General features: G+C 74.4%; 13 protein-coding genes. 2 read left to right on the top strand and 11 right to left on the bottom strand.

Annotated elements, in window-relative coordinates; genetic code table 11:
• Nucleotides 1–26: 26 nt before the first annotated feature.
• The 3 genes from galE to OO52_RS15250 are packed head-to-tail and all read right to left on the bottom strand — an operon-like array spanning nucleotide 27 to nucleotide 4011.
• Complete coding sequence (galE, locus tag OO52_RS15260; RefSeq protein ID WP_030651716.1) at nucleotides 27–1007, bottom strand: UDP-glucose 4-epimerase GalE; 981 nt, start codon at nucleotides 1005–1007, stop codon at nucleotides 27–29.
• Nucleotides 1004–2695: a glycosyltransferase family 2 protein gene (locus tag OO52_RS15255; protein ID WP_234339749.1), complete on the bottom strand. Its 1692-nt coding sequence runs from the start codon at nucleotides 2693–2695 to the stop codon at nucleotides 1004–1006. Before OO52_RS15255 ends, galE begins: the two co-directional genes overlap by 4 nt.
• A 44-nt stretch (nucleotides 2696–2739) precedes the next feature.
• Nucleotides 2740–4011, bottom strand: coding sequence for a glycosyltransferase family 87 protein (locus tag OO52_RS15250; RefSeq protein WP_030651710.1), 1272 nt, complete (start codon nucleotides 4009–4011; stop codon nucleotides 2740–2742).
• A 225-nt stretch (nucleotides 4012–4236) separates the two neighbouring features.
• Here OO52_RS15250 and OO52_RS15245 point away from each other — a divergent pair, with 225 nt between their 5' ends.
• The gene (locus tag OO52_RS15245) at nucleotides 4237–5721 is read left to right on the top strand and encodes a glycosyltransferase family 39 protein (RefSeq protein ID WP_030651707.1); all 1485 of its coding nucleotides are present in this window, start codon (nucleotides 4237–4239) and stop codon (nucleotides 5719–5721) included.
• On the opposite strand, the gene OO52_RS15240 is transcribed toward OO52_RS15245, so the two are convergent.
• Complete coding sequence (locus tag OO52_RS15240; RefSeq protein WP_030651702.1) at nucleotides 5669–6160, bottom strand: MarR family winged helix-turn-helix transcriptional regulator; 492 nt, start codon at nucleotides 6158–6160, stop codon at nucleotides 5669–5671. The genes OO52_RS15245 and OO52_RS15240 overlap by 53 nt on opposite strands.
• A 74-nt stretch (nucleotides 6161–6234) precedes the next feature.
• Here OO52_RS15240 and OO52_RS15235 point away from each other — a divergent pair, with 74 nt between their 5' ends.
• Nucleotides 6235–6648, top strand: a complete 414-nt coding sequence (locus OO52_RS15235) for an organic hydroperoxide resistance protein (RefSeq protein WP_030651699.1) — start codon at nucleotides 6235–6237, stop codon at nucleotides 6646–6648.
• A 57-nt stretch (nucleotides 6649–6705) separates the two neighbouring features.
• Here OO52_RS15235 and OO52_RS15230 read toward each other — a convergent pair whose 3' ends face one another.
• The 7 genes from OO52_RS15230 to OO52_RS15200 form a co-directional block, all read right to left on the bottom strand.
• Nucleotides 6706–8907: a bifunctional glycosyltransferase/CDP-glycerol:glycerophosphate glycerophosphotransferase gene (locus tag OO52_RS15230; protein ID WP_030651696.1), complete on the bottom strand. Its 2202-nt coding sequence runs from the start codon at nucleotides 8905–8907 to the stop codon at nucleotides 6706–6708.
• A 5-nt stretch (nucleotides 8908–8912) separates the two neighbouring features.
• Entirely contained in the window at nucleotides 8913–11114 is a 2202-nt protein-coding gene (locus OO52_RS15225; protein WP_030651693.1) for a bifunctional glycosyltransferase/CDP-glycerol:glycerophosphate glycerophosphotransferase, read from the bottom strand.
• A gap of 125 nt (nucleotides 11115–11239) precedes the next feature.
• Nucleotides 11240–13447, bottom strand: coding sequence for a bifunctional glycosyltransferase/CDP-glycerol:glycerophosphate glycerophosphotransferase (locus OO52_RS15220; protein ID WP_030651690.1), 2208 nt, complete (start codon nucleotides 13445–13447; stop codon nucleotides 11240–11242).
• Nucleotides 13448–13601: 154 nt separating this feature from the next.
• The gene (locus OO52_RS15215) at nucleotides 13602–14510 is read right to left on the bottom strand and encodes a carbohydrate ABC transporter permease (protein WP_030651688.1); all 909 of its coding nucleotides are present in this window, start codon (nucleotides 14508–14510) and stop codon (nucleotides 13602–13604) included.
• A complete protein-coding gene (locus OO52_RS15210; RefSeq protein ID WP_030651686.1) occupies nucleotides 14507–15787 on the bottom strand; it encodes a carbohydrate ABC transporter permease in 1281 nt (426 codons plus the stop codon). The genes OO52_RS15215 and OO52_RS15210 overlap by 4 nt, the downstream gene beginning before the upstream one ends.
• A 70-nt stretch (nucleotides 15788–15857) precedes the next feature.
• The gene (locus OO52_RS15205) at nucleotides 15858–17240 is read right to left on the bottom strand and encodes an ABC transporter substrate-binding protein (protein ID WP_030651684.1); all 1383 of its coding nucleotides are present in this window, start codon (nucleotides 17238–17240) and stop codon (nucleotides 15858–15860) included.
• A gap of 232 nt (nucleotides 17241–17472) precedes the next feature.
• Nucleotides 17473–21195 (bottom strand): FtsK/SpoIIIE domain-containing protein, encoded by a 3723-nt coding sequence (locus OO52_RS15200; RefSeq protein WP_030651683.1) that lies wholly within the window; start codon nucleotides 21193–21195, stop codon nucleotides 17473–17475.
• Nucleotides 21196–21246: the final 51 nt, after the last annotated feature.

Here is a 21246-nt window from a genome sequence, read left to right as displayed (position 1 = left end):
CGGCCCGGGCCCCGACGGCGGGTCCCCTACGACCGTGCCGCCTCCGGATGCCGCCGTACCCAGCCCTCCCACGCCGACGTGATCATGTCCTGGACGTCGTACTTGGCCCGCCACCCCAGTTCCGTGGCGATGCGGGTGGCGGAGGCGACGACGCGCGCGGGGTCGCCGGGGCGGCGCGGGGTGACGGTCGGGGGACGGTCGTAGCCCGTGACCGCGTTGACGCGGTCGACCATCTCCCGGACGGACACGCCCTCGCCCCGGCCGATGTTCAGGGTCAGGTCGGCGCCCGGCGCGGAGCGCAGCGCGCGGGCCACGGTCACATGGGCCTCGGCCAGGTCGGCCACGTGGATGTAGTCGCGGACGCAGGTGCCGTCGGGCGTCGGGTAGTCGTCGCCGAAGATGCGCGGCGCCGCCCCCTCCGTGAGCCGCTCGAAGATCATCGGGATCAGGTTGGACACGCCGGTGTCGGCCAGCTCGGGCCCGGCCGCGCCCGCCACGTTGAAGTAGCGGAGCGACGCCGTGGCGAGGCCGGTCGCCCGTCCCGTGGCGCGGACCAGCCACTCGCCGGCGAGTTTGGTCTCGCCGTAGGGGGACAGCGGGCGGCAGGGGGTCTCCTCCGTCACCAGGGCGACGTCGGGCATGCCGTACACGGCGGCCGAGGAGGAGAAGAGGAACGACGGGATCTGCGCCGCCGTCACCGCTTCCAGCAGCACGCGCAGGCCCTCGACGTTCTCCCGGTAGTAGTGCAGCGGCCGGTCCACCGACTCGCCCACCTGCTTCTTCGCCGCCAGGTGGACCACCCCGGTGATCTCGTGCCCGGCGAGCGTGCGGGCCAGCCGCTCCGCGTCCAGCACCGAGCCGCGCACCAGCGGCACCTCGTCCGGTACCCGCTCGGCGATCCCCGTGGACAGGTCGTCGTAGACGACGGCGCGCTCGCCCGCCTCGGTCATCGCCCGTACGACGTGCGCCCCGATGTATCCGGCGCCGCCGGTGATCAGCCAGGTCATGTACGGCCATCCCCTCGTCGGTTCGTCGGTCGGCCCGTGTCCCGGTGAAGCAGCCGGCGGAGCCGGCCGCGGACCACGGCCAGCACGCCGTGGAGCCCGGTGGCCACCCGCAGGGCCAGTGCGCCGGAGTGCGTGGCGTACGGCTGTGCCAGGAGCACGCCGTGCAGGACGCTCGGCACGGCGCGTCGGCGCAGCCGGCCCGCGCCCGCGAGGGCGTGCGCCGTGACCTCGCGCCGGGTGCCGTCCGCGAAGCGGAGGGTCAGCCGCAGGTCCCAGGTGCCCGAGCCGAGCCCCGCCGGGTCGACGGGCACCTCGGCGGACCAGCCGTCCGGGCCGGAGGGCGTCAGCGCCACCGTCGTGCGTCCGCGCGTGCGGTCGCCCTCGCGGGCCTGCCACTCCACGTCCACCTCGGGCGGGCCCGCCTCGGCCACCTTCCCGTACAGCTCGTGCAGCCGCAGGCGCAGCAGCGAGGCCCGCGCGCGGAGGTGCAGGTCCGCGTCCACCGCGAGCGGGAGCGTGGCGACGGGCCTGGTCAGCAAGGGGGCCAGGGAGACCTCGGGGAGGTCGGCGGACCAGACCGGGTCGCCCTCGGGGGTGCGGGCGTACGGCGGCAGGAGGCGGGCCGGGCGGGCGGCGAGTTCGCGCAGGCGGGGCAGGTCGCACGGCTCGGGGGAGGCCATGACGACCCGTGCGAGCAGCCGGCCAGGGGCGGCGGGGTCCAGCTCCCAGTCGGCCGCGTCGTAGCGCGCGAGGTACGCCCGGGTGTGCGTCCACCACGCACGCTGGTAGAGCGCGTCGCGCAACCCCAGCTCGCGCGCGTACATGCGCACGTCGTGGTCGAGGAACTTGGCGCGGGCCGCCCGCGCCAGCTCCTTCTGCCCGGCGCCCAGCAGGATGTCGTACGCCAGCGCGCCCGCCTCGACACGCGCCGTCCAGTTCTCGATGCGCCCCCGGTCCAGCGAGAGCGACAGCCGCCCGGCCGACCGGCGTACCTGCCAGACGTACACCCGGTCCGGTACCAGCGCGATGCGCGGGGACGCGGCCAGCACGCGCGCGGTGAAGACGAAGTCCTCGTAGAGGAAGCGGCCCTCGGGGAAGCGGATGCCGTGGTCGCGCAGGAAGCCGGTGCGGTACAGCTTGTTGACGCACAGCGTGTCGTGGACCAGCCGGGGGCGCTGCGAGGGGCGCGCGAGGACGGTGTGCGCCGTGTAGAGGGGTGCCTGCCAGGGCTGTTCGCGCCCCGACGGCAGCTCCCGGCGCACGCACAGACCGCTCGCGACCTGGGCGCGCGCCTCCGTTGCCGCCGCCAGCAGCGCGTCCACCGCGCCGGGCGGCAGCACGTCGTCGCTGTCCAGGAACATCACGTACGGCGCGGTCGCCGCGTCGATCCCGGTGTTGCGCGGACTGCCGCAGCCGCCGCTGTTCACGCTCCGGCGCACCACCCGCAGCCGCGGCTCGCCGGCGGCCAGCCGGGCGAGCAGTCCGTCGCTGCCGTCCGTGGAGCAGTCGTCCACGGCGATCACCTCGGCGACCGCGGGTCCCTGCGCCAGCGCCGAGCGCACGGCCTCCCCCACATGGGCGCGGTCGTTGTAGCCGATGACGACCACGGCCACCTGAGCCGCCGGCACCGGGGGCGGTCCAGGTGCCGTCGGCGGGGCCGGGTGCGGGTCTCGCGGTTCTGGGTGCATGGGGTCCACGGGCCGGGAGCGTAGAAAAATTCGGTAATACCCCGTTAAGAGGCGCTTAGTGCTCGCTCCGGAAGACGGTCGGAACCGGGCCGGGGTTGCGTCCTCGGCACCGGTTTTCCGGCCGGCGGCCGCGCGGACCGCCACAGCCGGACGAAGGACAGCACGGCGGCGGCCGCCAGCAGCCCGTTCCGGGCGAGCATCAGCAGGCACCCGGCCCAACTGCCGTCGATCACCTCGCGGTAGTACATCGGGAACGCCACCGTGCTCAGCGCGGACGCCAGGAGGATCAGCACCGCCACCGGCCGCTGGCGGGTGTGCCGCGAGGTCAGGCACACGGCGGCCAGCCCGATCAGCCAGATCATGTACTGGGGACTGATGACCCGGCTGGTGACCGTGAACAGCAGCACCGCGCTCAGTGCCGCGTCGTACGGCGTCGCCTCGCTCCAGTGCCGCGCCCGCACCCGCCACAGCACCAGCAGCCCGAAGGAGACCGCCGTCAGTGCCAGCGAGGCGGTGGCGACGGCGTGCACGTGGGGGCCGGTCATCTCCATCGCGCCGTACTGGTAGCGGGCCCGGCCCGGCCAGCCGGCGTGCCGGGCCAGATTGAGCGCCGTACCGCCGAGCGACTCGATCTGCACGCCCCGGCCGCCCTGCTCCCGCAGGAAGGACAGCGGATGCGTGAAGAGGGCCGCGAGCACGGCCAGGCAGCCGGCCCCGGCCCACGCCCCCCAGGCCCACGCCGTGCGTGTCGGCCGGCCCCGGGGCGTGCCCAGCAGCACCAGCGCCGGCCACACCTTCACCAGCGCGCCCAGCGCCCCGAGCACACCGCCCGCGCGCGGGGAGCGCGCCGAGGCCAGCAGCGACAGTACGGCCAGGGCGGTGACCTGGACGTCGTACCGGGCGAGCGGCATGTGCAGCAGCAGGGGCAGGCCGCCGGTCCACACGGCCGCGCCGAGCAGGCTGCGCCCGGGCCGGCCGCCCGCGCGGAGCAGCGCCGCCACGGTCAGCGCGTCCACGGCCAGCGTCAGCAGCACGAACGCCTCGAAGTACGTCAGGCCCGGCAGCAGCCCCGGCGCCAGCAGCACCGCCCCCGCGCCCGGCGGGTACTGCCACAGCGTGTCGTGCACCGGGAACGAACCGTGCGCGAGGACGCCGTACCAGTGGAAGTACAGCCGCCACACCTCACGGGTCACCGAACCGCCGCCCAGCAGCCGGGCGCCGCCGTGGACGAGCAGCCACAGCATCAGGGCGCGGGTGGTGAGCCACAGGACGGCGAGGGTGAGGACCGGGCCGGGGGTGACACGGAGACGGTTCATCACATGGGAGCCTAAGCGGTACGGATGGTGTATTGATGCTGATACGCCGTCAAGGACCGCAAATATTGGCTAATCGCAAGAGATCGGGCCATGGTGAACGTCGGGCTTCCTGCGAAAGCGCAGTCGCGTCGGGCGGCTGGAACGACCACGGACGTACCGACGGGTGCAACGAGTCACCCCCCGCACGGGACACCCGGGAACACCCGGTTCCACCGGGCCGCCGTCGTGGGAGTGCCCGCGCTGGTGATGCTCGCGCTCGGGCTCTGGGGCCTGGACCGGGGCGGGATGTGGCGCGACGAGGCCGTCAGCTTCCAGGTCGGACGCCGTACGGTGCCGCGGATCTGGCTCCTGCTGCACGAGGTGGACGCGGTGCACGGCCTGTACTACCTGCTGCTGCGGCCGGTCCTCGCCGTCCACCCCGGGGAGGTGGCCCTTCGGCTGCCGTCGGTGTGCGCGGCGGCCGCCACGGCGGGCCTGGTGGCCGCCCTCGGCGCCCGGCTGGCCCGGCCGCGGGTCGGCCTGTGGGCCGGACTGCTCTACGCCGTCGCGCCGATGGCCGGCCACTACGCGCAGGAGGGCCGCTCCTACGCCCTGGTCGCGGCCGGCGCCACCGGGGCGACCCTGCTGTTCGTCCGGGCCGTGCGGGGCGGGTCCTGGTGGCCGTACGGCGCGGTCCTCGGACTCACCTGCTGGCTCCACGAGTTCGCGGTGCTGCTGCTCCTCGCCCACGCGGTGACGCTGGCGCTGGCGCGGGCCGGGGCGCGGGTGTGGCGGGGGTGGGGGAGCGCGGCGGCGGTGGTCGTAGTGGCGCTGGTGCCGATGGTGGTGGTCTCGCGGGGGCAGTCGGCGCAGGTGGCCTGGTTGCGGACGCCTACGGCGGATACAGCGGAAAGGTTGCTGCGGAGGTTCCTGGGGCCGACGGACGAAGTGTTCTGGGTGTGTCTCGCGCTGGCCGTGGTGGGGCTGGTCGGGCTGGTGGGGCGGCGGGGCGAACCGACCTGTGCGGGCGTCGCGCTGCCCTTGGTGGCGGTGCCGCCGGTGGCACTCATGCTGGCGTCCCAGTTCTCGCCGCTGTACGTCGACCGGTACGTGCTGTACGCGCTGTCGGGGGCACCGTTGCTGGTGGCGTCGGGGGCGGAGCGGGTGGCGGGAGCGCTGACCAGGAATCCCCTCGCGCCGTCCCCCTCCGTCCCCCTCGCCGGCGTCCTCGCCATCGCCCTCTCCCTCCTCCACCAGCTCCCCCTCCTCCAGGAGGACCGCGACCCGGGGAGCCGGCCGGACGACCTCGGTGCCGTCTCCCGTGTCGTCGCGCGCAAGGTGGCGCCCGGCGATCAGGTGCTGTTCCTGCCGGCCTCCACGCGGAACGTGGCGCTCACGTATCCGGGGGCGTTCCGGGGGATCAGGGACGTGGCGTTGGTGGCGGGGGCGGCCGGGTCCGGGACGCTGTACGGGCGCGAGGCCGGGCCGGCGGAGGTGCGCCGCAGGCTGGCGCGGGTGGACCGGGTGTGGGTCGTCGCGGACCGGAAGCTGCTCGCCGGCCGCTGGGTCCCGCGTGATCCCGTCGAGCGGGTGAAGGCCGACGTGCTGGGGCGGGAGTTCATCGGCCAGGACGAAGCCGTGCGCGGCGGGGCGACGGTACGGCTGTACGTCCGCCCGGTCAGCCCGCTGCTCGCGCCTCCGCCTCCGCCGCCGCGTCCAGGGCCGTCGTGAGCCGCTCCAGGCGGGCGTGCAGGTCGACGATCTCCGCCAGGTCGAAGCCGGTCGCCGACATGATCCGGTGGGGCACCTCCAGGGCCCGCTCGCGCAGTGCCGTGCCCTCCTCGGTGAGGTGGACCCGGACCGAACGCTCGTCCTCCGTGCTGCGCTCGCGCCGCACCAGGCCGGCCCCCTCCAGCCGCTTGACGAGGGGGGACAGCGTGCCGGAGTCGAGCCTGAGCTGTTCGCCGAGCTTCTTGACCGGCAGGTCGCCGTGTTCCCAGAGGACCAGCATCACCAGGTACTGGGGGTAGGTGAGCCCGAGGTCCTTGAGGATCACGCGGTAGACGCTGTTGAAGGCGCGCGACGCCGCGTGCAACGAGAAGCAGATCTGGCGGTCCAGGCGCAGCAAGTCCGTGTCGTTCATGCGTCCAGGATAGCTCTTGCGGCCCATTTAGTTGCGCACAATCTAGTTGTGTGCTCTACTTGTGGTCACAACGAACCGCACACCCGAGAGGGATGGTCTTCATGGACGCGCTCTACACCGCTGTCGCCACCGCCACGCATGGCCGCGAGGGCCGCGCCGTCTCCTCCGACGGCAGGATCGACCTCAAGCTGGCCCCGCCGGTGGAGCTGGGCGGCAACGGCGAGGGCACCAACCCGGAGCAGCTCTTCGCCGCCGGGTACGCCGCCTGCTTCGGCAGCGCCCTCGGACTCGTCGGGCGCCAGGCGAAGGTCGACGTCAGCGACGCGGCCGTGACCGCCGAGGTCGGCATAGGCAAGCAGGGCGAGGGCTTCGGGCTGAAGGTGACCCTGCGCGTCGAGCTGCCCGACACCGTGGACCAGGAGACCGGCCGCAAGCTGGTCGAGAGCGCCCACCAGGTCTGCCCCTACTCCAACGCCACCCGCGGCAACATCGACGTCGACCTGGTCGTCGAGTAGGCACCGCGTGCACCGAAGGGGCCGGCCCGGTCGGGGCCGGCCCCTTCGGCGTTCCCGCTAGGCCGACGTCAGCGCGTCCGGGGACGCCGCCTGGCCCGGGATCCGGGGCGCCGGGGCGGGCATCCGCTCGCCCAGCAGCAGGGTCCGTACGACCCGTTCGGCGGCCCGCCCGTCCTCGTACGCGCAGAACCGGGCCCGGAAGTCCGCGCGCAGCCGCGCCGACTCCTCGTCCCGCCACCCGCCCGAGGCGAACAGCCAGGCCAGCTCCCGGTAGGAGTGCGCGACATGGCCGGGTGGCTCGGCCGTGACGTCGAGATACGTGCCCCGGCTCGCCGTGAACGCCGCCCAGTCGTCGGCGTGCACCACGATCGGCCGGTCCAGGTTGGCGTAGTCGAACATCACGGACGAGTAGTCGGTGACCAGCGCGTCCGCCGCGAGCAGCACCTCCGGCAGCCGTGGTTCGTCGGTGGCGTCGACCACGACCCCGCGCCGGGCCAGCTCGGTGAGGCCCATGCCGCGCGCGGGACCGTTCGCCAGCGACGGGTGCAGCCGGACCACGAGGGTGTGCCCCTCGCCGAGGTCGGCCGCGAACCGGGCCAGGTCGATCCGCTCCACGTACCCGCCGCGGCGGTAGTCCCGCCGGGTCGGCGCGTACAGCACGACCGTGTGGTCCGCCGGGATGCCGTGCCGCTCCCGGAAGTCGCTGGGCCCGCCGTTAACCAGCACGTCGTTGCGCGGGCTGCCGGTGCGCACCGAGGTGAAGTGGCAGGGGTAGGCCCGCTCCCAGACCAGCTCGGAGTGGAGGTTGGCGACCAGGCTGTAGTCCCAGCGGTCGGCCCGGCGCAGCATCTGCGGCACGTCGAAGCCGAGCCGGGCACCCGGCTTGTCCAGCAGGTCGGCGCCCAGGTACTTCAGCGGGGTGCCCTGATGGGTGTGGATGTGCACGCTGCCGGGGCGCTTGGCCAGGGCGCCGGGCCAGTTGACGTCGTTCACGAAGAACTTCGCGCGCGCGGTCACCTCCAGATAGCGCCGGGAGCCGGCGACCACGTGCTCGACGTCGGGCGGCAACTGCGCGGCCGTCTCCGCGTCCCGCACCACCCACACCCCGCGCAGCCGCGGGGCGATCTCGCGCGCCGTGTGGTGGATCGCCGCCGGGTCGCCGAGCAGGCCCCGGTGCGAGGACGCCGAGTAGACCACGAGGTTCTCGTCGAGCGGCCGGCGGGCGTGCAGGGCCGTCCAGCCGGTACGGGCCCGCGCGGCGGCGGCCCGGCGCGCCCGGTCCGCCCGCCGGGCCGCCTCCCGCCCGGCCCGCGCCGCCTGCCGCTTGACCCGGTACCCGGTCCAGGAACCGGTCAGCACGGCGACCTCGCCGTCCACCGCGGCGCCCTCCGGCCGGTGCCGGCGGAACATCTCCGCCGTACGCCGGAAGAACTCGGCCTTGTCGGCGGGCGGCAGCCGGTCCGGCTTGGCCAGGATGTCCAGGCAGTGCTCACCCATCTTGCGGTGCAGATACGGCCGCCAGTCCGCCAGCTCCGGCCGCTCGGCCACGAAGGCGAAGACCCGCTCGTACTGGTCGTGGATGTCGAAGTGCTTGCGGCTGGTGGTGGACAGGATGTTCCCCTGCCGGCGCTGCCGGTAGTTCAGGCAGATCCGGTCCAGGGCGGCGATCCGGCGGGCGCTGAGCATGACCGGGAAGGTCCAGGGGGTGTCCTCGTAGTAGCCCGGCGGGAACGCGAAGTCGTTCTCCGTGACGAACTCGCGCCGGTAGACCTTGTTCCAGACCACCATCAGCAGGTCGAGGACCTGCGGGTACTCCGAGACGTTGAACGTGCCGGGGGCCTGGGCCAGGACGTGGGCGAGGACGTTGCGCCGGGTACCGCCCCACCAGTAGGTGCGCGCGTAGTCGAAGACGAGCACGTCCGGGTCCTCCGCCTCGGCGAGCCGGTCCGCGACGGCCCGCAGCGCGCCCGGGGTGAGGGTGTCGTCGCTGTCCAGGAAGAAGAGGTAGTCGCCGGTGGCGTGCGGCATGCCGGCGTTGCGGGCCCGGCCCAGGCCCACGTTCTCCGGCAGGTGCAGCACCTTCACGCGCGGGTCGCGCTCGGCGTACTCGTCCAGGATCGCGCCGCAGCCGTCCGGGGAGCAGTCGTCCACGGCGATCAGCTCGAAGTCGCCGAAGGACTGCCCGAGCACCGAGTCCAGGCACTCGCGCAGAAATCCCTGCACCTTGAAACAGGGCACGATCACACTGAAGCGGGGCACGTGGGTCAGCTCCTCACGAGGGTCGCGGCGGCGGGGGCGGGGATGCGTTCCGCGAGCGGGATCACGGCCGGGACCGCCTCCGGCGGCTCGCCGAGCAGCACCCGCCTCACGACCCGCTCGGCGGCCCGCCCGTCGTCGAACTGGCAGAACCGCTCGCGGAACGCGGTCCGCAGCGCCCTGGCCTCCGGGCCCGCGTACGAGCCGTCGCGGAAGACGGCGGCCAGCTCCTCGGGGGTCCGGGCGACCAGCCCGGGCGGCTCGGCCATCAGGTCGAAGTAGACGCCCCGGGTCTCCCGGTAGACGTCCCAGTCGTCGGCGTACACGACGATCGGCCGGTCCAGGTTGGCGTAGTCGAACATGATGGACGAGTAGTCGGTGACCAGCGCGTCCGCGGCCAGGCACACGTCCTCGGAGGAGCGGTGCGCGGTGACGTCGATGATCCGGTCGGAGCCCCGGACGCCGCCCCGGTCGTAGAAGTAGTGGGCGCGCAGCAGCACGACCACGTCCTCGCCGGCCGCCGCGCAGAACGCCTCCAGGTCGAGGCCGGGCTCGAAGCCGGTGTGGTGGTCACGGTGGGTCGGCGCGTACAGCACGGCCGTCCTGCCCTCCGGGATGCCCAGCTCCCGCCGGATCCGGGCCACGTCCCGCGCGGTCGCCGTGTAGTAGACGTCGTTGCGCGGATAGCCGTACTCCAGGTGCTCGTAGGAGCCGGGGAAGGCGCGCTCCCACATCTGGGTGGAGTGGCGGTTGGACGACAGGTTGAAGTCCCAGCGGTCGACCCGGCCGAGCAGCTTGGCGAAGCTGCCGGACTGCGCGGCCACCACCGGGTACGTCGACTGGTCCACGCCCATCGTCTTCAGCGGGGTGCCGTGCTGGGTCTGCACGTGCACACTGCCCGGCCGTTTGACGACGCCCTCGGCGAAGTTGGCGTTGTTGACGAGGTACGTGGCGCGGGCCAGCACCTCCCAGTAGCGGCGGGAGCCGATGACCGCGTACTCGACGTCCTGGGGCACGGCGTGTTCCTGGCCGGCCTCGACCAGGAACACCGAGCGGATGTGCGGGGCGAGTTCACGGGCCTTGGCGTGGATCGCGGCCGGGTTGCAGGCGTAGCCGCGGCCCCAGTAGGCGCAGTAGACCGCGAGGTTCGGGTCGAGCGGGCGGCGCAGGTCGCGGGCGTAGCGCAGCCGGGTGCGCAGCATGTGCGGGCGGGGCAGCCGGCCGGCGGCGTCGCCGGCCGCCCGGTTGGCGCCGCGCAGGGCGCGGAACGCGGTGTACGCGCCCGCCGCCAGCAGCCGGTGCTGCACGCCCAGGCTGCCGCCCGGCACCCGGTGGCCGGCCGGCCGGTGGCGCCGGTAGAGGCGGGCCGCGCGGCGGAAGAACGCCCGGCGTCCGGAGAGCAGCCGCTCCGGCCGGGACGCCGTCTTCAGCACCACGGCGAACAACTGGTCGAACAGTGGTCCGGTCCGCTCGGCCGGCAGGTCGCGCTCGGCCGCCCGCGTCAGCACCCGCTCCACCTGGTCGAGCAGGGTGTGCTGGTGCGGGCCGGGCAGATTGAGCCGGCTGCCCTGGCGGCGCAGCCGGTGCCGTACGACGGTCCGGCGCAGCACCGCGATCCGCTCGGCGGCGACCGTCACCAGCCCGCCCCAGCCGAGGTCGGTGAAGTGGCCCTCGGGGAAGGCGAGTTCCCGCTCGGTGAGGAAGGCACGGCGGTAGACGGCGCTCCACGCGGGCAGCTGCACCCCGGTCAGCGCGGGCCGGTCGGCGGGGGCGAAGGCACCCTTCGGGGCCCCCGCGAGCAGCGGCGCGGCCGGGTTCGTCGGCTCGCCCTCCCACCAGGGGGCGCGCTCGTGCTCGGCGTACAGCACGTCCACGCCGGCCGTCTCGGACAGCCGGACGTCCAGTGCCGCGAGCGCGCCCGGCAGCAGCAGGTCGTCGCCGTCCAGGAACAGCAGGTACGTGCCGGTCGCCGCCCGGATCCCGGCGTTGCGCGCCCCGCTCAGCCCGGCGGACGGCGGCGAGTGGACGGGGGTCACCCGGGAGTCCCGCTCGGCGTACCCGGCGGCGACCTCGGCGGCCGGGGCGTCGGGGGCGTCGCAGACCGGGATCAGCTCCAGGTCGCCGAAGGACTGGCCGAGGACCGAGTCCAGCGCCTGGGACAGCCGGCCGGTGACCCCGTGGGACGGGACGATGATGCTGAAGCGGGGCATTCTGTTCTTTCTGTCGTCTTGCGGACGCGGCCGGGCCGTCCCGCCGGACGCCAGGTGGACGGCCGGCTCGGGGTGGGCCGCGTCGAGCCGAGGGGCATGGGAACTCCCGGAAGGACCAACGCCGTTCAGCGGCTCTCGGTGACGGGGAGGGGGCCGGAAGGTTGCGGCACGGTGGCCAGCGGGGCGCGCGCGCAGGACGACGGGGCCGGGACGCGGTCCGCCAGGGGCACCGCCGCCGGCGGCTCCGTCTCGCCCAGCACCACCCGCCGTACCACCCGCTCGGCGGCGTGCCCGTCGTCCCACGGGCAGAACCGCTCCCGGAACGCCGCCCGTAGCTGCGCCGAGCGCGAGCCGCGCCAGTGCCCGGAGGCGAAGATGTCGATCAGCTCGTCCTCGCTGCGCGCCACCGCGCCCGGCGGAAACTCCCGCAGGTCGAAGTAGGCGCCGCGGCACGCCTCGTACGCCGCCCAGTCCTCGGTGTGCACCACGATCGGCCGGTCCAGGCCCGCGTAGTCGAACAGCACCGGCGCGTAGTCGGTGAGCAGCGCGTCCGAGGCGAGGCACAGCTCCGCCAGGTCCGGATGGCCACAGACGTCGACGATCCGGGTGCCCTCGACGGGGACGGGGGTCCGGGCGAGGATCACGAAGCGCGGGCCGAGGCGGCGCAGGATCCGCTCCAGGTCCAGCAGCGGGACCTGGGTGCGCCGGTGGTCGCGGTGCGCGGGCGCGTACAGGACGGCGACCGCGCCCTCCGGGACGCCCAGCGACGCCCGCAGCCGGGCCACGTCCGCCGCGGTCGCCCGCTGGAGGACGTCGTTGCGGGGCAGCCCGTACTCCAGCGTGGTGTAGCCGCCCGGCAGGACCCGCTCCCAGGTCAGGGTGGCGTGCCGGTTGCCGGACAGGACGTAGTCCCACTGGTCGACGTCCCGCAGCAGCTCCGCGAAGTCCAGGTCACGGGCCGCCGCCGGGCGCTCCAGCAGGTCCAGGCCCGCGTGCCCGAGCGGGGTGCCCTCCAGGACCCGGACGACGACCTGCCCCGGCCGCTTGCGCAGCCGCCGCTCGAAGCGGGCGTCGCTGACCAGGTAGCGGGAGCGGGCCAGCGCCGTCCAGTAGGCGGCCGTGCCGGGCGTCAGCCGGCGCGGGCCCGGCGGCACCGCGCGCCCGGGCGTGGCGACCCACGCCGTGCGCAGCCGCGGGGCGTGCGCCCGGAACGCCTCCTCCAGCGCGGCCGGGTCGCCGTACCCCTCCGGGGACGCGAACACCGCCCGGTCGGACCGCAGCGGCAGCCGCAACTGGATGCCGTAGTGCAGCCGGAGCGCGCCGGTGCGCAGGGCGCGGGCGAGCTTCAGCGCGGTCCTCAGCACGCGTCGGCGGACGGCCGCAGCCAGCCGGAGCGCGCGGAACGTGCGGTGCAGCCCGAAGCGGATCAGGCCGTGCCGCAGCCGCGGGCGCGCTCCCGGCACGCGGTGGCGGCGGTAGTGGGCGCGGGCCCGGCGCAGGAACTCGCCGTGGCTGCCGCGCGGCAGCCGGCCCCGCCTGGTGAACACCACCGCGAAGTGATCGACCATCCGCCGGAACAACTCCGGGCGCCAGCGGGCGAGTTCGGGCCGCTCCTCGACGTACGCGAACACCCGGTCGTACTGCTCGAACAGGTCGAAGTGCCTCCGGCTGGTGGTGCCGAGGATGCTGCCCCGCCGGCGCTGCCGGTAGTGCACGCACACCCGGTCCAGGGTGGCGAGCGACTCGGCCGTCAGCAGCACCGGGAAGGTCCACGGGGTGTCCTCGTAGTAGCCCGGCGGGAACGTGAAGCCGTGCCGGGCGACGAACTCCCGCCGGTACGCCTTGTTCCAGGCCACCATCAGCACCCGCAGCAGCCCCGGCCGGTCCTCCAGCCGGAACGGCGCCGGGCCCTGCTCGGTGAGCTGGGCGGCGAGCTGGTTGCGCACCTGGCTGCCGTCCCAGTAGGTGCGCGCGTAGTCGAAGACCAGGACGTCCGGGTCGCCGGTCTCCTTCAGCCGGTCGGCGATCGCCCGCAGCGCGTCCGGGGTGAGCGTGTCGTCGCTGTCCAGGAAGACCAGGTAGTCGCCGGTGGCCTCGGCGAGCCCCGCGTTCCGGGCCCGGCCCAGCCCCTGGTTCTCGGCCAGGTGGACGGGCTTCACGCGGGCGTCCCGGGCCGCGTACTCGTCGATGATCGCGCCGCAGGCGTCGGGTGAGCAGTCGTCCACGGCGATCAGTTCCAGATCGGGATACGACTGCGAGAGCACCGAGTCCAGGCACGCGGAGAGATACGCCTGGACCTTGTACGCGGGAACAATGACACTGAACCTGGGCAAGGGGCATCCATGGGTCGGTCGGCGCGGGCGTTCTGCCCGGGAACGGCCGATGGAGTGACTTGGTTACGGCCCCTACGGCATTCGGGCTACCCCAGGTGCACGCGAAGGGGCGGGCCGCCGACGGCCCGCCCCGCGCGAGACACCCCTTCCGCGGCTACTTGACCGCCCCCGCCATCACCCCGGACACGAACTGCCGCTGGAACGCGAAGAACACGGCCAGCGGGATCACCATGGAGATGAACGCGCCGGGCGCCAGCACGTCGATGTTGTTGCCGAACTGCCGTACCTGCGTCTGCAACGCCACCGTGATCGGCTGGGTGCCCGACTTGGTGAACACCAGCGCCACCAGCATGTCGTTCCACACCCACAGGAACTGGAAGATGCCGAGGCTCGCGATGGCCGGCCCGCCGAGCGGCATCACCACCCGTGCGAACAGCCGGAGTTCACCGGCGCCGTCCAGCCGGGCCGCCTCCAGCAGCTCGCGCGGGATCTCCGCGAAGAAGTTCCGCAGCAGGAACACCGCGAACGGCAGACCGAAGCCGGTGTGGAACAGGATCACCCCGAGGATCGTCCCGAACAGCCCGATCTTGCCGAACAGTTCGGCGATCGGGATCAGCGCCACCTGCACGGGCACCACCAGCAGGCTCACCACGCCCAGGAACCACCAGTCCCGGCCCGGGAACTCCATCCACGCGAACGCGTACCCGGCGAGCGCCCCGACCACCACGACCAGGACGGTCGCCGGGACCGTGATCAGCACCGTGTTCACCAGGGAGTTGGTGATGTCGGAGTTCTCCAGCAGCTTCTGGTAGCTGTCCACGGTGAGCTGGGACGGCTTGGTGAACACCGTCCACCAGCCGCTCGCGCTCATGTCCTGCGGGGTGCGCAGCGAGGAGATGAGCAGGCCGATGGTCGGCACCAGCCAGAACAGGCCCACGACGATCAGGACCACGCGGACCAGCCCGCCGCTCAGCCGCTCCGCGATCCGGGACGCGACCGACCGTCTGGCCTTCACCGCCCCGACCGGGTCGGCCTTCCCGATGCTTCCGGCGGTCGCCGTCATCGCCGTACCTCCCGCCTGAGCCGACGAATGTTGAACAGCATCACCGGGATCACCAGCAGCAGCAAGAACACCGAGATCGCGCTCGCGACGCCCGGCTGGCCCTCCGCGAAGCCCTTGCGGTAAAGCTCCAGCGCCAGCACGTTCGCGTCGTCCTGGGAGGAGCCCGGCGCGATGATGAACACCAGGTCGAACACCTTCAGCACATTGATCATCAGCGTGACGACGACGACCGCCAGCACCGGCGCCAGCAACGGCACGGTGACCTTGCGGAACACCTGCCACTCGGTGGCGCCGTCCACCCGGGCCGCCTCCAGCAGCTCCCGGGGCACGCCCGCGAGCCCGGCCGCGATCAGCACCATCGCGAAGCCCGCCCACATCCACACGTACGAGCCGATGATCGCCGGGGTGACCAGCGCCGGGCCGAGCCAGTCGACCCCGTTGTACGGCTCCCTGAAGTTGCTCGCCGGCAGCCGGAGCCGCGCCCCGTCGGCCGCCGCGGGCAGGGTGAAGGTGCCGTCGGCGGAAGCCTTCGCCGAGGCGACCACCTTGCCGTCCTTCACCGCCTCGATCCGCATCCCGGCATAGCCCACCTCGGACGGATCGGGCGCGCCGAGCTTGCCGACGCCCTTGCCCCGGGTGAAGTCCTGCCAGGTGGTGCCGGTGACCTTCCCCGGCTCCGGCCGCGCGGCGGCGGCCTTCTTCGCGTCGTCCGGCAACTGGTCCGGGGCGACGCCGACGAGCGGCAGGGCGACCGGCTGCCCGGCGCGCACGGCGGCCTTGGTGACGAAGCCCCCGCCCTGTGCCACCAGCGGCGATTCACGGCCCGGGTGCGCCTTCGGGAACGCCGACGACTGCGCGAACGTGTCATGCACGCCCACCCACACCGCGTTCGCGACGCCCTTGTCCGGGTCCTGGTCGTACACCAGCCGGAAGATGATCCCGGCGGCCAGCATCGAGATCGCCATCGGCATGAAGACGACCAGCTTGAACGCCGTTCCCCAGCGCACCCGTTCGGTCAGCACCGCGAAGACCAGGCCGAGCGCGGTGGAGACCGTCGGCGCGAACACCACCCACAGGACGTTGTTCTTCAGCGCGGTGCGGATGCCGTCGTCGGTGAAGAGGGTCTGGTAGTTGTCGAACCCGGCGAAGCCGTCGCCGGAGGCGTTGTAGAAACTGCGGACGAGCGAGTACCCGATCGGGTAGACCACGAGCGCGCCCAGCAGCACCAGCGCGGGCAGCAGGAACAGCACCGCCACGGTCCTGCGGGTGCCGGTCACGCTCTTGCGACTGCGGGGCGCGGCGGGGCCCGGTGGGGCCCCGGCCGCCGCTGCCGACGCCATGACCGGATCAGCCCCCGTTCCCGTACGCCGCCGCCGCGTCCTTCTCCAGCTTCGCCTGGGCGCCCGCGACGTCCTGCGGGTTCTTCAGGAAGTCCTGGAGGTCCTTCCACTCGCCCTTGCCGGGCGTCCCGCCGAAGGCCTGCGGGGCCTGGTCGGACATGTCGAAGCGGAAGTCGTCGCCGGACGCGATCAGGGCCTTGGCGATCTTCTGCTGCACCGCGTTCGGGTACGCGGAGATCGGCACGTTCTTGTTCGGCGAGAGGTACCCGCCGAGCTTCGCCTGGATCGTGGCCGCGTCCGGGGAGGCGAGGAAGGTGGCGAGGGCCTGCGCCGCCTTGGAGTCCTTCAGGATCACCGCCGCGTCACCGCCGGAGACCACCGGCGCCGACTGCCCGACCGCCGGGAACGGGAACACCTTCGCGTCCGTGCCCACCTTCGCCTTGGTCTCCCCGATGTTCACCTGCACGAAGTCGCCCTCGTACACCATCGCGGACTTCGGCTGGTCGCCACCGGTGAAGGTCTGGGTGACCGACTGCGGGAACTCCGTCTGCAGCGCGCCCTTCTGGCCGCCGGCCAGGTAGTCCTTCTTGCCCCAGATCTGGGCGAGGGTGGTCAGCGCCTGCTTCACCGACGGATCGGTCCACTTGATCTTGTGCTGGGCGAGCTGGTCGTACTTCTCCGGCCCCGCCTGCGACAGGTACACGTTCTCGAACCAGTCGGTCAGCGGCCAGCCGTCCGCGCCGGCCACCGAGAACGGGGTGACACCCGAGTCGTACACCGCCTGCGACGCGGTCAGCAGGTCCTTCCAGGTCTTCGGCTCCTGGGCGCCCGCGTTCTCGAAGACCTTGGCGTTGTACCAGATCAGCGACTTGTTGGCGGCCTTGTAGTACACGCCGTACTGCTTGCCGCCGACCTTGCCGATGTCCTGCCAGCCCTGCGAGTAGTTCTTCGCCAGCTCCTGCTGGGCCTCGGCCCCGAGCGGTTTGGCCCAGCCCTTCTCGACGGCCTGCTTGATCGCGCCGGGCTGCGGCAGCAGCGCCACGTCCGGCGGCTGGCCGCCCGCGATCTTCGAACCGAGGAAGTTGATGATCGGGTCCTGCGCGGGCACGAAGGTGACCTTGGCGCCGGTCCGCTTCTCGAACTCGGCGAGGACCTTCTTGAAGTTGGCCTGCTCCCCGCCGGTCCAGACGGCGGCCACCTCCAGATGGGCGCCGTTCAGCTTCGGCAGGTTGACGGTGGAGCCGGCGGCGGCCCCGCTGCTCTTGTCCCCGTTGTCCTTCTTGTCGTCGTCACTGCCGGAGCAGGCGGTGAGCGCGAGCGCCCCCGTGAGCAGTGCGGCGAGTGTGGTGACGGCCCTGTGTGTCCGGAACGTGCTGCTCTTGCTGCGCATCACTTCCCCGTTCGTCGTTCTCCGTTGAACGCTGTTGAACGTCAGAACTCTGTCCCGTGCGGTCCGGTGTACGCCGGGCCGCGACGGGTGGGCAAGAGCGCCTGCGGTGTCCACCGGCTCATCGTGACCGGCTCGTGACCAGGGGTGCATGCCCGCGGACATCCGACGGCGCGGGGAGAGGGCCGCTTCGCCGGGGAGAGGCCGGGTTCATCTGGAGGGGTGACGGGCGCCGTCAGAGGAGCGAGGGCACCTGCGCCGCCGCGACCTCCCGGGCCGCCCGCTCCACCGCGCTCGCCAGCAGCGCCAGGTCGGTCGGGCCGTTGCCCAGCTCCCGCACGGGCCGGCGGGTCGGCGGATCGCCCATGCGCTCCCAGTCCAGCGGGACGACCGTGGGCCGCTGGGTCGCGGTCCGCGGGATACGGCCCGTCACCCGGCCGCCCTGGAAACCGGTGGCCCGCCCGTCCGCGTACGCCAGCGCGCCCCGGCCCGGCGCCGGCTGGTCCGGGCCCGGCTGCGGGGCGTCCAGCGTGACGCGCAGCGCGGCCCGGCGCGCCGGCTCGGACTCCGCCGTACGGCCGCCGGTCCCGGCCGCCGCCACCAGGTGGACGCCGAGCCGCTCGCCCTCCCGGGCCACCGCCTCCAGCGCCCGTATCACCGACCCGGCGGCGGGCCGGCCCGGCGAGCCGAGCGCCGGGGAGACCAGCGCGTCCAGGTCGTCCACGACCACCACCAGCCGGGGCAACGGCGACACGGCCGCGGCCCGCTGCCGGGCGGCGGCGCCCGGCCGCAGCCGGAGGGTGGAGCTGGGGGGCGTCTCGATGTCACCGGAGGGCGCGGAACCGGGGTGGGGCGTGCGCTGGGTGACCAACCGGCCGGAGACCTCCTGCCCGGCGTGCCACTGGGCGAAGTCGGTCCGGCCCAGCAGCTCCGCCCGGCGCTTGAGCTCGGCGGCCAGCGACTGCGCGAACTCCCGCATGCGCACGGGGTCGTTGGCGATGAGGTGCGTGGTCACGTGCGGTATGTCCGTGCACACGCGCAGGCCCTCGCCGCGGCCGGCGCCCGTGCCGACCCCGTCCCTGCCGTCGAGCAGGACCATGGCCAGCCGGTCCGGCCGCTCGGCCGCGGCCAGCGAGGCGACCACGGCCCGCAGCAGCTCGGTACGGCCGCTGCCGGCCGGCCCCTCGATCAGCAGATGCGGCCCGTCGGCCACGAGGTCCACGGTGACCGGCCCGCGCGGCCCGGCACCCAGTACCGCGCGGGCCCGCCCGCCCAGCGACCGCGTGTCGTCGGCCGCGTCGGCCCAGCGGGCCATCAGCGACGCCGGGGTGGCCCGGGCCAGCCCCAACTCGTCCAGCAGGCGGGCCGACTGGGGCAGTGGCGTGGCCACGCGCGCGTGGTGCTCGCCGGCGGGGCCGTCCGGACGCAGCGGTGCGAGTGCCCGCGCGAACCGCTCCGCCCAGGCGGCGGAGACCGCGTCGACGGTGGCGGGCGAACCGGGGGCGACGGGGCCGCCCGGCGCGACCCGCATCAGCCGCAGCGTGGCGGCGACGTCTCCGCTGAGCAGCGCCACGGCACCGCAGTGCCGGAACGTCGGCGTCACCGCGCAGGCGGCCTCGTACGTCTCCGCCACCGGGGAGGCGGGCGACGCGGTCGGGGTCTCGGCGAGACACACCACGTGGACCCCGGCCCGCGGGCCGGCCGCGGCCAGCCGCGCGAGCGCCTCCCGCAGCGCGGCCCCGCCCGGGTCGCCGTCCACGACGACAACGGTGAACGGTCCGGCGAAGCCACCACCGGCACCGGGGGCTTCCTTGGCCCAGGAGGGGCGACGGGTGGGGGGTTCGGCGTGAGCGGGAGAAGCGGGAGCGGTGGGCGCGCCGGGGCCTCCGGCGTCCGGCGTGTCCCCGGGGCCCTCGGGGGCGGCGGGGCGCACCGCGTGTCCCGGGCCGCCATAGGTCCCGTACGTCCCGTAGGTTCTGGGGGAGGCGTCCGGTCCGTGGTGGGCGCCGGTGCCGGCCGGGCCCGGGGCGGTCGGAGCGCCGGAGGTCGCGGTCGGCCCCTGGGCGCTCGTCGTACCCGCCGTGGGAGCCGCGTCGCGCGCGGGCGTCGGGTGGGCCGTCGTACGGCCCGTCGCCGCGTGGTCCTCCACCCGGCGCAGCAGTTCCTCCACGCGGGCCGCCGCCTGCTCACGGTCGTAGGCCAGCAGCAGCCGGCAGTCCTGGCCGTGGCCCGGCCGGACGTGCGGGAGCCAGCCCAGCCAGGCCCACTCGGCCGTACGGTCCACGACCGGCCGCGAGTGGTCCGCGCTGATCAGCACGATCTCCAGCAGGTCGGGTGAGTGCAGCGCGGCGAGCTGGGCCAGCACCGCGCGGGCCAGCCCGGACAGCCGGGGGCGCGGACCGGCCAGGCCCAGCGCGCCCGCCTCCCGCAGCGCGGCCGTCACCGGCACCGCCGGCAGCAGGTCCGAGCCGTCCGGCGTGCTCCGGTCGGCCGTGCCGAGCCGTACGGTCAGCGCCTCGGGGTGCCCCGGCCCGCGCTCCCACAGCCGCGGCCCGGGGCCCAGCGCGGTGAGCAGCAGTGCGGCCGGGTCCGGCCAGGTCTCGGGCTGCCGTGGCACATCGGCCGCGGGGGTGTCACCGGCGGGGGCGGCCGTACCGTCGTACGACTCCGGACCGGCCGGCTGCTCCCCGCGCCCGCCCGCCAGCCGACGCGCCCAGGCGCCGAGCCCGCGCCGCCGGACGCCCTGCGGGAGGTCGGTGCCCCTGAGCGGGGTTCCCTTGCGCCCGCGCGCCCGCGCGTCCTCGTCACCGGTACCGGCGACGCCGAACCGGCCCGCGTGGGTGTCCCCGCCGGACGCCGCGCCGGGCGCACCGGTGAAGCCTTCGCTCCGGCTCTCCACGCCGGGCGCGCCGGCCTGCCCCGGCACCACGGGCGACTGCCCGCGCCGGTGCTCCTGGGCCCCCGCGTCCCAGCCGGCGGTGCCGTGGGGGTCGTAGGCGTGCTGGGCGCTCCCGGAGGACCCCCGCGCACCGGAACGCCCACCGGCGGAAGGTGCCCCGGCGTCGGGGGAGTACCCCGCGCCCCGGGCCGCGCTTCCTGCCCCGCCGTACCCACCACCGGCGCCGGAAGCCGCTCCCGCCCCGCCGGGGCCACCCGCACCAGGCGCAGCAGCCGGCCCCGCGCCGCGCCCCCGATCAGCCGCACCCGCCGACGGCGACCGCCCGGTGCCGGGGCCCGCGGATCCGGGGCCCAGCGGATCCGCACCCGACGGCCCGCGCTCCCCGCCCACGGCAACCCGCACGCACCCCTCCCCGTCGGCCACCGTCCGCACCCGCATCCCTGGTCCCCCGGACGGAGTAACCCGCAGGGCGGACTCGCCGATCCGCAGCAGGCCCCCGGCGGGGACCCGTACCGGCCGCTCCGTCACCCGTACGCCGTCGAGGGAGGTGCCGTTCGTGGAGCCGAGGTCGGCGACCGAGACCAGGCCGTCCGCGCCGACGGTGACCACGCAGTGCAGACGGGAGACGTCGGGGTCGTCCAGCGGGACGTCGGCGTCGGCGGAGCGGCCGACCGTGATCCGACCGCCGTGCAGCAGATGGACCCCGCCCGCGTCGGGGCCGGCGACCACGTGCAACTGGGTCGGCGCGTCGTCCAGCTCGGGATGCGGCTCGGGTGCCGCCGGGGCGCCCAGGGACAGCACGGCGCCGTCGACCAGCGGAGGCTCGCCGAGGGTGCTGCGGCGCGGGTCGAGCCGCTCGGTGCCCGCGTACAGCACTACGGACGCGCCGCCGGCCTCCCGGCCCGTGCCGCCCTCTCCGGTGACCGCCCCGGCCAGCGCCGACGCGACCGCGGCCAGCTCCGTGCCCGCGGGAGCCGTGACCAGCACGTCGCGGCTCGCGGCGCGGCCCCGCTGCGGGGACGGGCCGAGCGGGTCTACGACGGTCAGCCGGATCTGCATCGGCGTCAGCGGTCCCTTCTGCGCGGATCTGCGCGGGCGCGGACTTCCCCC

Source organism: Streptomyces flaveolus (assembly GCF_000716535.1).
Taxonomy (GTDB): Bacteria; Actinomycetota; Actinomycetes; order Streptomycetales; family Streptomycetaceae; genus Streptomyces; species Streptomyces flaveolus_A.
Note: the sequence above shows the minus strand (reverse complement) of the source record. Positions and strands in the feature narration are given on the sequence as shown.

Bases quoted from the DNA above. Each gene is read 5' to 3' on its own strand.
- galE (WP_030651716.1), bottom strand. From the start codon at position 1,007: ATGACCTGGCTGATCACCGGCGGCGCCGGATACATCGGGGCGCACGTC.
- OO52_RS15255 (WP_234339749.1), bottom strand. From the start codon at position 2,695: ATGCACCCAGAACCGCGAGACCCGCACCCGGCCCCGCCGACGGCACCT.
- OO52_RS15250 (WP_030651710.1), bottom strand. From the start codon at position 4,011: ATGAACCGTCTCCGTGTCACCCCCGGCCCGGTCCTCACCCTCGCCGTC.
- OO52_RS15240 (WP_030651702.1), bottom strand. From the start codon at position 6,160: ATGGGCCGCAAGAGCTATCCTGGACGCATGAACGACACGGACTTGCTG.
- OO52_RS15235 (WP_030651699.1), top strand. From the start codon at position 6,235: ATGGACGCGCTCTACACCGCTGTCGCCACCGCCACGCATGGCCGCGAG.
- OO52_RS15225 (WP_030651693.1), bottom strand. From the start codon at position 11,114: ATGCCCCGCTTCAGCATCATCGTCCCGTCCCACGGGGTCACCGGCCGG.
- OO52_RS15215 (WP_030651688.1), bottom strand. From the start codon at position 14,510: ATGACGGCGACCGCCGGAAGCATCGGGAAGGCCGACCCGGTCGGGGCG.
- OO52_RS15205 (WP_030651684.1), bottom strand. From the start codon at position 17,240: ATGCGCAGCAAGAGCAGCACGTTCCGGACACACAGGGCCGTCACCACA.
- OO52_RS15200 (WP_030651683.1), bottom strand. From the start codon at position 21,195: ATGCAGATCCGGCTGACCGTCGTAGACCCGCTCGGCCCGTCCCCGCAG.